The 9,850-nt window shown below is 71.1% G+C and carries 8 protein-coding genes and 1 pseudogene; 7 read left to right on the top strand and 2 right to left on the bottom strand.

Features of this window, described 5'->3' with window-relative positions:
• On the bottom strand, positions 1-391 hold a 391-nt coding region (locus CCN51_RS24095), incomplete at its 3' end, for a TetR/AcrR family transcriptional regulator (RefSeq protein WP_143675880.1).
• A gap of 119 nt (positions 392-510) precedes the next feature.
• Between CCN51_RS24095 and CCN51_RS24100 the strand changes: the two genes are divergently transcribed.
• Positions 511-1,290: an SDR family NAD(P)-dependent oxidoreductase gene (locus CCN51_RS24100; RefSeq protein WP_014178935.1), complete on the top strand. Its 780-nt coding sequence runs from the start codon at positions 511-513 to the stop codon at positions 1,288-1,290.
• 86 nt (positions 1,291-1,376) lie between these two features.
• Here the strand turns inward: CCN51_RS24100 and CCN51_RS24105 are convergent, their stop codons facing one another.
• On the bottom strand, positions 1,377-2,237 hold the full coding sequence (locus CCN51_RS24105) for a class I SAM-dependent methyltransferase (protein WP_014178936.1): 861 nt from the start codon (positions 2,235-2,237) through the stop codon (positions 1,377-1,379).
• A 329-nt stretch (positions 2,238-2,566) separates the two neighbouring features.
• Here CCN51_RS24105 and CCN51_RS24110 point away from each other — a divergent pair, with 329 nt between their 5' ends.
• From CCN51_RS24110 to CCN51_RS59310, 6 genes and pseudogenes are all read left to right on the top strand, one after another.
• Positions 2,567-3,640, top strand: coding sequence for a trypsin-like peptidase domain-containing protein (locus CCN51_RS24110; RefSeq protein ID WP_014178937.1), 1,074 nt, complete (start codon positions 2,567-2,569; stop codon positions 3,638-3,640).
• Positions 3,641-3,645: 5 nt separating this feature from the next.
• On the top strand, positions 3,646-4,233 hold the full coding sequence (locus CCN51_RS24115) for an effector-associated domain EAD1-containing protein (protein WP_014178938.1): 588 nt from the start codon (positions 3,646-3,648) through the stop codon (positions 4,231-4,233).
• A 2-nt stretch (positions 4,234-4,235) separates the two neighbouring features.
• Positions 4,236-4,898, top strand: a complete 663-nt coding sequence (locus CCN51_RS24120; protein WP_014178939.1) for a hypothetical protein — start codon at positions 4,236-4,238, stop codon at positions 4,896-4,898.
• Between the two features lie 19 nt (positions 4,899-4,917).
• On the top strand, positions 4,918-6,318 hold the full coding sequence (locus tag CCN51_RS24125) for a radical SAM protein (protein WP_014178940.1): 1,401 nt from the start codon (positions 4,918-4,920) through the stop codon (positions 6,316-6,318).
• A 23-nt stretch (positions 6,319-6,341) separates the two neighbouring features.
• Positions 6,342-7,541, top strand: coding sequence for an SUMF1/EgtB/PvdO family nonheme iron enzyme (locus CCN51_RS24130; protein ID WP_014178941.1), 1,200 nt, complete (start codon positions 6,342-6,344; stop codon positions 7,539-7,541).
• Positions 7,538-9,850: pseudogene (locus tag CCN51_RS59310) on the top strand (hypothetical protein); the annotation flags it as partial. The gene CCN51_RS24130 and the pseudogene CCN51_RS59310, both read left to right, overlap by 4 nt.

A 9,850-nucleotide genomic window follows, 5' to 3' on the forward strand; every position in this document is an offset into this window, starting at 1 on the left:
GACCAAGCGCTTCCCGCTGGCAGACGTCGTTCAGCTCGGGGGCCAGCGGGAAGCGCTTGGTCACGGCGTCGTTGAGCCCGCGGTCCTCGGCCTGTAGGGCGAACATGCCCTCGACGAAGCCCACGAAGCCGTTCCACGGGTCGGGGTCGGCCGTGGCCGTCGCTGCGAGCCGGTCGAGTGCGGCCAGCCGCCCCGGGAAGATCGCGTCGAAGAACGCTTCCCGGGTGGGGAAGTGGTTGTAGAGCGTCCCGATGCTCACTTTGGCCCGGCGCGCGATCTCCTCCAGCGGTGCGTCGAGGCCCCGCTCGCCGAACACCTCGGCCGCGGCGGCCAGCAGCTTGTCTCGGTTGCGTGCGGCGTCGGCACGCAGCGGCCTGGCTCCAGGGGACACGGATCATCACACCTAACTCGAGGGCATCCTCAGGATTCATGCTACCGTCGGGATAACTTGAGGGCTGCCTCGACTTAATCCGAACGAATTACAGACCACTCGACGCGGAAGGCATCGCCATGCCCGGAACCACACCCGCACCCGACTCCAGGACCGCCGTCGTCATCGGCGTCGGCCCCGGCCTCGGCATGTCCATCGCGCACCGCTTCGGCCGCGAGGGCTACGCCGTGGCCCTGGTGTCCCGTAGTGCCGCCCGGCACGCCGGATATCTGTCGTCCCTGGCCGACGCGGGCATCGAGGCGAGCGCCCATGTCGCGGACGTACGCGACCGCGAGCAGATCCTGGCCACGCTGGACACCATCGCCGGGCAGCGGGGGAGCATCGACGTCCTCTATTACGGGCCGGGCGCGATCGACGGGGGCGCCCGGCCGGGTTCGATCACCGAGGCCGACTCCGACGCCGTCCGGCGGGCGATGGACGAGATGGTGTATCCGGCCGTCGACATCGTCGGCAAGGTGCTGCCCGGCATGGTGGAGCGCGGCGCGGGCGGGCTGCTGTTCGCGGGCGGTCTCAGCTCCGTCGTGCCGATGCCCGTCCTCGGCAGCCTGGCCCTCAGCTCGGCGGCGCTGCGCAACTACGCGCTGACCCTCAACGCGGCCCTGTCCGGGCAGGGGATCTACGCCGGGACCGTGACCATCGGCGGGCTCATCGAGCGCGGTGACATCCACAAGATGTTCACGTCGCAGCCGGGGCAGTTCGGCGGCGGCGACGGCGACATCGACATCGACGTCGCGTCGCTGGAGGTCAAGACGCTGAACCCGGACGAGCTCGCCGACGCCGCCTGGCGGCTGTACGCCGACCGCGACCGGCCCGAAGTGACGTTCAACGTCTTCGGATGACAGGGGTGGGCGGGGCCGTCGAACGGCGACCCCGCCCTCGCCCGCTACCGGGACATCCACGCAACAGCCCGAACGTACGCGGCCCGTCAGGCGAACCGCGCGATGGCGGTCATCGTCGGCCGCAGGTTCCGCAGGGCCGGCAGCCGGTGCAGCACCGGCGTCAGCGCCCCGAAGTACGGGCCCCGGCCGCGCGGCAGATGCAGCTCGCGCACGTCGACGACGCCCGGGTGGGCCGTACGCACCTTCTCCAGCTCGCCGGCGTTCAGACCCCACGGCATCCCGGGCATGCGGTAGCCCGGCGCGGGGCGCTTCTCGCCCCGCTTCTCGCCGCGCCTCTCGTCGCGCTGGGTGCCGGCGCTGAGCCAGCGGGGCACGGCGTCGAAGACCAGTGCCCCGCCCCGGAACCGCTCGGCGCACGCCGCGATCAGCTCCCGCACCTGGGGCGGGCGCAGATACATCAGCAGCCCCTGGGCGGTGAGCAGCACACCGCCCTCGGTGTCGACCTCGTCCATCCAGGACAGGTCGAGCACGGACTGGGCCAGGGTGCGCCGCCGCTCGGTGTCCGGCAGCAGGGCGAGGCGCAGTTCGGCGGTCTCCGGGAGCTCGACGCCCAGCCAGCGCGCCCGGCCGTTGTCGATCCGCCAGAACTGGGTCTCCAGGCCCTCGGCGAGGTTGACGACGGTGCCGGTCGGATGGTCGGCGAGGAAGGACTGCACGGCGGCGTCGAAGGACCGTACGCGCAGCGCCTGGCCCTGGGCGAGCAGCGGGTGGGGCGGGCCGAAGGTCTCCTCGAAGGGGAAGTCGAGGCGGTCGACGAGCTCAATGGCCTTGGGGTCGTGGAGCACGGTCCGGGGCTGCCGGGCCTCATACGCCCGGTGGTAGAGGTTCCACAGCAGGGTCTCGGGGACGGGGCTGAGCCGTACGGTCACCTTGTCCTGGTCCGCCACGATTCCTTGGCTCCTTCCGGCTGTCCGTCTTCCGGCCGTATATCCGCGCGAATACCGCCGCGAACGCTAATGGTCCGACCGGGCAAGGTGCGGGCGTCCGCGCCGTATGAGATCAAATCGGGACTCGGGCCGGAAGTCGGGCGCGCGGACCCCGGCCCGCTACCGCCGGTGGTGGGGTCCGCGGCCGGACGCACGGCCCTAACTGCCCTATGTCGGCGCGCGCGGGATCGGTTACGTTACGGATCCGGCCCGGGGCGCGTCGTATGTCTCCCCTATGCTGGGAACCGTGCCGCAGGGCATTGCTCCGCTCCCAGCCGCTGGTGGTTCGAATGCCGCACTTTCTCGACACACTGCCCTTCGACTGGAGCAGGCCGGAGTCGCGTGAACTGCACGACTTCCTCGCGGGTATCCATTTCCGGGAAGGGCCGGTCGTCGAGTTCGCCGTGCGGGCGGGGGTGAAACCGGCGACGGTCGCATGGGATCGGCCGATGCATTCCGTCTGGCACGACCTGATCACCAAGGCCCGTAACCAGAATCGACTCCACGCCCTGCTCGAACAAGTGGCGGAAAACGATGAGGCGGTGGCGCTGCGGCTGCGCGAGCTGATGGCGGCGGAGCCGGTGGTGGAGGCCCCGGCGGCCGTCGATTCGGGGGTCGTCTGGAAAGGGTTCGACGCCCGTCAGGCGTGGGAGCGGCAGATCTTCGACGAGCCGACTCTGCTCGATGTGGCGTTCATGCGGCGCGGGGTCGAGCTCGCCCCGGCCGTGGTGCGGCTGCTGGTGACGCTGGAGAGCGGACGGGCCTACGGGACCGCGTTCCGGATCGGCGAGGACCTGCTGCTGACCAACCACCACGTCCTCTACGACATCGGCCCTGGCCCTGACCCTGACCCTGACCCTGGCCCTGGTCCCGGCCCCGGCCCTCGTCCCGCGACGCGCGTCGAGGCCTGGCTGCACTACGAGCTCGACACCGCCGCCCGGCACCGCGCCCAAACCGTGGTGCGCTGTCGCCCCGAGACGATCACCGGCGACCCGGTGCACGACTGGGCCGTGATCCGGGCGGACGGGCCGCTGCCGGACGACATTCCCGTCGTCGAATTGGCGGACGCCGAACCCGTCTCGGTCGGCGAGCGGGTCTCTGTCATTCAGCATCCGAACGGCGGGGTGAAGAAGATAGGGATGCACCACAACATCGTCCGCCATGTCGATGACGATGTGATCCAGTATTGGACGGACACGGAAGCCGGTTCCTCCGGCTCGCCCGTCTTCAATGAACGGTGGCAACTGGTCGGGCTGCACCATCGATGGGTGGCCGTCGAGGAGTTCGGGAAGCGGGAATTCCGTAATCAGGGGCGCCGGATATCCCGGGTGGCGGAGGGGCTTGCCTCGGCGGGGGTGCTGTAAGGGATATGAGTCTGCTGGACAACGCGCCTTTCGCCGCCGGTGACCCGCAGGCGCGGGAACTGCTCGCCGCGCTCCTCACCGCGTACGACCAGGGGGCCGAGGTACGGGCGTTCGTGCTCGCGGCGGGGATGCGCGCGGCCGAGTTCGCGTGGACGGCGCCCATGGCGGAGGTGTGGCCGCAGGTCCTGCGGCGGGCGGCGGACCAGGGGAGGCTGCGGCACCTGGTCGGCCTGATCGCCGAGGACCCCAACAGCGCGGCGTACGGGATCATCGCGCGGCTTGCCGCCACCCCGCCCATCGCCACATCCGCGGCCCCCGCGCCCGCGCCCCTCTCCTATCAGCCCGGTGACGTACGCCGACTGGTCATGGACGCCCTGGACGACGATGAACTGGGCGCACTCTGCCTCGATCATTTTCCTTCCGTGTACGACCAGTTCGCCCAGGGCATGAGCAAATCGCAAAAGACGCTTCGGCTGATCGAGTACTGTGCGCGGCGTGATCGGCTACCGGATCTCGTACGACGGGTCGGCGAGGTCAACCCCGTCAGGCACCGCGAGTTCACCGACCGCCTGGAAAACCGAGACGAGAGGTGAGCATGGACGAGCGTGAGCTGAAACTCAATTCCCTGTCGCGGTACGCCAAGACATCTCCGCATTTCATCCTCGAGGAACACGGACACTGCGAGGTGCCCGCCGGATGCGGCGGTGTGGTGCTGCGGTGGCGCAATCCGCGGGCCGGAGTCCCCTTCACGATGTGGCTGGAGACGGACGGTCCGGGCGAGATGTATCTCGACGGCACGGCGCCCTCCTCGTCCCGCCCGTTGGTCCCTTTCGGCACCCACGTCCTCGCGTTCGAGATAGCCTCGTACGACCCCGCGTACACCACGCTGATGTTCGCCGGGCTCTACAAACAGGATGAAGACATCCATGTACGGACCACGGCCTCTGACGGCGTCGTGGAGACGTCCGTGCTCTCGGCGGCGGACGGCAGTTGGAAATACTGCCTCGACGAGCCGGAGGACGACGCCTGGACGCGCCCCGGTTTCGACGACGACGGCTGGCGGCCCATGGCGGAGCGGTCCGAGCGGCGGCCGCCGGAGGATCCGGAGCGGAATGCCGAGCCTTATCGGGTGCGAAAGCTGAGGGAATTCGGCGCGGCCGGCCTGGGGATTCCCGGTGGCGGTGGCGGTGGCGGTGGCGGTGGCGGCCGGGTCTGGGTCCGTAAGGTCTTCAACCTTTCCGATCCGGGCGCGGCCTGACAACTCACGGAGGTTTACGATGCCGGAACGGGCCCCGCTGGTGCTCATCCCGCAATTCTTCGGCAGCCTGGTCTTCGACCGCCGTACGTCGCGATATCTGCCCTTCGACGCGGAGGCCACGGACGTCCTGAGGCGGCTGCGCGCGCACCCCATCGACCGCCTGCTCGCGGAGACGGACGACGCGGACCGGCGCGGCCGGATCCAGCGGTTCTTCGAGCACTTCTACGACCTGGGGTTCTTCACCGTCGACGGCCGGTTCGCCGGTGCCGTCCACGATGACCTGGATGTGCCGCCGGACCATCTCACCGGCCCGCTGGCGGTCCATCTGGAGGTCATCGCCTCCTGCAACCTGGGCTGCACGCACTGTTTCGCCGGCGACCTCCCGCGCCGCGAGAAGCGGCTGAGCCTGGAGGAGATCGACCGGCTCTTCGCGGAGATGGCGCGGCTCGGCGCCTTCCGGCTCGGGCTCACGGGCGGTGAACCGCTGCTGCGGAAGGACATTTTCCAGATCATCGATCTGGCTCTGGCCCATGGTCTGGCCCCGTGTATCACCACGAATGGCCTGCTCATCACCGAGGACATAGCCAAGGAATTCGGAAAGCGCGAACTGGTCTGGCTGAATGTCAGTCTGGAAGGCGCGACGGCCGAGACCAACGACCGGGTGCGCGGGCCCGGCACCTTCGCCAAGGTGCTCGACCGCCTCGCCGTCCTCCGTGAACACGCCCGCTTCACCCTGGCCTTCACCATCATGCGGACCAATCTCGACGAGATCGACGCGTGTGCCGAACTCGCGCATGAAGTGGGGGCGGACACCGCGGTGTTCCGGCCGCTGTACCCGGTCGGCGTGGCCGAGCGGAATCAGGAGCTGATGCCGAGTTTCGCGGACTACACCGAGGCGTTGAACGGCCTGTCGCGGCTGGGCGGCCCAAGCCCCGGTAACCCCGCCAGCCCCGGCGATCCCGTGGCTCTGCATCACATCGACCCGTTCAGCCCGCATTCCCGGCAGGAGACGCAGTCCGTCATCCACCAGAACTACGGCTGCGGCGCCGGAAACCTCGTATGCTCCGTCTCCGTGTCCGGCGACGTCAACCCGTGCAGTTTCCTCGGCCCGGATTTCGTCGCCGCCAACGTACGGGAGACGTCCCTGGCCGAGATCTGGCACCACAGCGCCGGCTTCCAGGCCATACGGGCCCTTCCGCACACCGACCCGGCCAGCGGCCACGGCCAGACCGCCACCTTCGCCGGCGGCTGCCGCGCCCGCTCCCTCGTCCTGGCCGGCTCGGTCAACGCCCCCGACCCCTGGATCGCCGAACAGGTTCAGGCGGAGGCGCGCTCGGGTTCGGCGGTCCGCAATCCGCTCGTCATCCTCGACGTATCGGCCCAACCGCGCGGGCGCGGCTGCCACGGATCGTGCGGGTAGGGGCGATGGGATCGGCACACGACATGGGATCCGAGAACGAGTCCGGCTCCGAGAACGAGTCCGGCTCCGCGTACGACACGGGCTCCGCGTACGCATGGCTGTGCACCGACCACACCGCCACCGGCAGCGCCCCCGAACTGCTGCGGCTCGCCCGCGAACTGGAGGCCCGGGGCGATGTGCGCACCGCCGCCACCGCGTACGACCGCGCGCGCATGGTCGCCCCGGCCGACCCCGAGATCGCCGAGGCCCGCGGCGCCCTGCTGGACCGGATGGCGGTGGAGGAGCACGGCATCCTCTTCCGCTATGTCCCGGCCGGCTCCTTCGCGATGGGCTCCGCCGACGGCGACCCGGACGAGCGCCCGGTGCACCCGGTCCGGCTCGACGACTACTGGCTGTCCGAGACCCCGGTGAGCTGGGCGGCCTTCTGCGACCTCATGGACTGGGAGCCGGCGCCCGCCGGGATGCCCCGGGAGCAGCGGAAGCGGAAGCGGAGCGCGGCGCTGGACCCCAGCTGGTATCTGCACGAGGCGAACAAGATCCGCCTCCAGTACTGCGAGGACGCGACCGTCCGCGCCACCGACTGGCACGCCCACGCCCCGCGCCACGACTGGGTCAGCGGAGACGGCGAGCGGGTCGACTCCCGGACCCTGTTCGGCACCCCGCGCCGGGACGACCCCCGGCGCCCATGGGCCTACGACCGCAAGCCCATGGTCAGCGTGTCCTGGCAGGACGCCGAGGAGCTGTGCGAGCGGCTGTCCACCGGCGAGGTCCGATACGGCCTGCCGACCGAGGCGGAGTGGGAGCGGGCCGCGCGCGGCGGCCTGCCCGGCCACCGCTACCCCTGGGGCGACGCGCCCCCGACCCCTGAGCGCTGCGACTTCGACCGCTTCGACCAGTTCGCCATCCTGCCCATGCGGCGCCTGCCACCCAACGGCTATGGGCTGTACGGGATGAGCGGAGGGGTGTGGGAGTGGACGGCCGACTGGTACGACGCGGCGTACTACCGCACCGGCCCGGAGGCCAACCCGACCGGGCCCGACCGGGGCCAGGAGCGGGTGCTGCGCGGCGGCTCCTGGGCGGACTGCGCCGAGGCGGTCACGGTGTCCTTCCGGATGTCCCGTGAGGCGGAGAGCTGGAGGAAGGGCGGATGGGGCGCGCATATGACCCCCAACATCGGCTTCCGGCTGTGCCGCAAGGGCCTCGCGCCCACGGCGACGCCATGACGGGCGACCCCCACGGCGACCCCCACGGCGACCGCCACGGCGACCCTCACGGTGACGCGTACGGTGACGCGTACGGCGCCGTGCGCAACGCGGGCGTCGTACGGGCGCTGATCGACCGGGCGCTGTCCGAGGACGAGATCCGGGACCTGTGCTTCGACCACTACCCCGAGGTGTACCGGGAGCTGGCGGCGGCCATGAGCCGCCGCGAGTGCATCCGCAGGCTGGTCGCCTGGTGCCACGACCGGCGCGAGCTCGGGGCGCTTGTCGCCCGCGTCGCCGAGATCAACGCGCAGGCAGTCGTGGCGCACACCGAAGCGCTCGCCGCGCCCTCACAGGACTCACGCGACCCACAAGACCCACGCAACCCACGCGACCCACAGGACTCGCAGGACTCGCAGGACTCACCGGACGGGCACTCCGAGGCCGCGCCCCGGAAACGCCCCCTGACGGCAGGCATCATCCACGCCCTGCCCCCCGCCCCCAGCTTCGTCGGCCGCGCGGACGAACTGGCCGCGCTCAACCGCTTCTGGCAGGACGGCGAGCCGGGCGTGCTGGCGCTCCTCGGGCTGGGCGGCGCGGGGAAGACCGCGCTGGCGGGGGAGTTCCTGGCCCGGCTGCGGAGACAGGGAGACCCGCCGCCCGACGAGCTGTTCATCTGGAGCTTCTACCTCAACCAGGACGTCAAGGAGTTCCTGGAGGTCGCCTACGCCTACTTCAGCGGTGGCGCGGTCGCGCGCGGCAGCCCCATGGGCACCTTCTACCTGCTCACCGAACTCCTCACCGGACCGGGCCGCAGGCTGCTCGTGCTGGACGGCCTGGAGCGGGTGCAGCGCCCGGCCACCGACCGTCAGGGCGCCTTCGGCGATCTGACCGACCGGCTGCTCGCCCAGATCATCGACCGCCTGGCCGACGGCCTGGGCGCCACCAAGTGCCTGATCACCAGCCGCCTCCCGCTGCCCCGGCTGGCGCCCTGGCGCGGCCGCGGCTACGCCTGGCTCGACATCGACCAGCTGTGCCGCGAGGACGCGGTCTCCCTGATCCGCGACCGCGGCGTACGCGGCGACGACGACGCGCTGCACGCCCTGATCGACGAGTACGGCGCCCACGCCCTGACCCTCGACCACCTCAGCGGCTACCTCGTCGAATACGCCGCCGCCGACCCGTCCGGCGCCGCCTCGCTGCCCGAGCCGCGCGCCGATTCCGGAGAGCCACAGGAGCGGCGCCTGGCGCGGGTGCTCGACGCGTACGAGACGGCGCTCAGCGAGCGGGAGACGGCCCTGCTCGCCCGGCTGTGCATCTTCCGCTTCGGCGCGTCCGCCGAGCAGCTGCACTCCGTCTTCACCCGCGCCGCCAACCCCCAGATCGCGGGCCCGCTGCGCGGCCTCGACCTGCGCGATGTCCTCGCAGCCCTGCGCCACCTCCACCAACTCCACCTCGTCCTGCGGGAATCCGGCAGCCTGTTCACCGTCCACCCCGCGGTCCGCGACCACTTCTACCGCTCCTTCACCGACCCACGCTCCGTCCACCAGGCCATACGCCGCCACTACAGCGCCCTGGTCACCGGCCCCGGCGTACGGCCCGCCGACCACCCCGAGACCCTGGACCTCCTCGAAGAGCTGGTCCACCACTCGCTCGCGGCCGGCCATATCGCCGAGGCCGAGGAGGTCTACCGGCTCCGCATGGGCGGCTACCAGCACCTCGCCTGGCAGATCGGCCAGTACAGCCGCTGCGTCCGCGTCCTGGAGGAGTTCCCCACCTGCCCCGACCCCGGCGGCCTCCTCTGGTGCTACCGCGCCATCGGCGACCTCCCCGCCGCCCTGGCCCGTATCGACCCGGACGACAGCTGGTGGCTCGCCATGATCGGCACCCTCAGAGGCCGCCTCGCCGAAGTGGCCGACCTCCTGCGCGGCAGCCGCCGCGACCCCATCCTCGCCGTCTCCCGCGCCCTCACCGGCGCCCTGCCCATCGACCAACTGGCCACCGCCCCCGTCTGGTTCGGCCTCCCGCTCTCCCCGGCCGAATGCCTCCTGGAAGCCGGCCTCCCCGAACCGGCCCGCGCCTACGTCTCCCGCGCCCGCTCGGAGCTGGCCGGCGCCTCCCAGGGCGCCGACTGGAACGACGAGGTCGCCCGCTACGACCTGATCGAGGCCACCCTCGCCTGCCACTCCGGCGACCTCGTCATGGCCCAGAGCCTGCTGGACAAAGCCACCCAGTGGATCGTCACCTCCGGCTCCCAAGAACACCTCTGCCTCCTCCACCTGGCCCGCGCCCGCCTCGCCCGCGCCCAGCACCACCCCACCCTCGCCACC

Source organism: Streptomyces milbemycinicus (assembly GCF_002154605.1).
GTDB lineage: Bacteria > Actinomycetota > Actinomycetes > Streptomycetales > Streptomycetaceae > Streptomyces > Streptomyces milbemycinicus.

What these genes read in the sequence shown, in the direction of transcription:
- CCN51_RS24125 (WP_014178940.1), top strand. Translation starts at nt 4,918, where the DNA reads ATGCCGGAACGGGCCCCGCTGGTGCTCATCCCGCAATTCTTCGGCAGC.
- CCN51_RS24110 (WP_014178937.1), top strand. Translation starts at nt 2,567, where the DNA reads ATGCCGCACTTTCTCGACACACTGCCCTTCGACTGGAGCAGGCCGGAG.
- CCN51_RS24115 (WP_014178938.1), top strand. Translation starts at nt 3,646, where the DNA reads ATGAGTCTGCTGGACAACGCGCCTTTCGCCGCCGGTGACCCGCAGGCG.
- CCN51_RS24100 (WP_014178935.1), top strand. Translation starts at nt 511, where the DNA reads ATGCCCGGAACCACACCCGCACCCGACTCCAGGACCGCCGTCGTCATC.
- CCN51_RS24130 (WP_014178941.1), top strand. Translation starts at nt 6,342, where the DNA reads ATGGGATCCGAGAACGAGTCCGGCTCCGAGAACGAGTCCGGCTCCGCG.
- CCN51_RS24120 (WP_014178939.1), top strand. Translation starts at nt 4,236, where the DNA reads ATGGACGAGCGTGAGCTGAAACTCAATTCCCTGTCGCGGTACGCCAAG.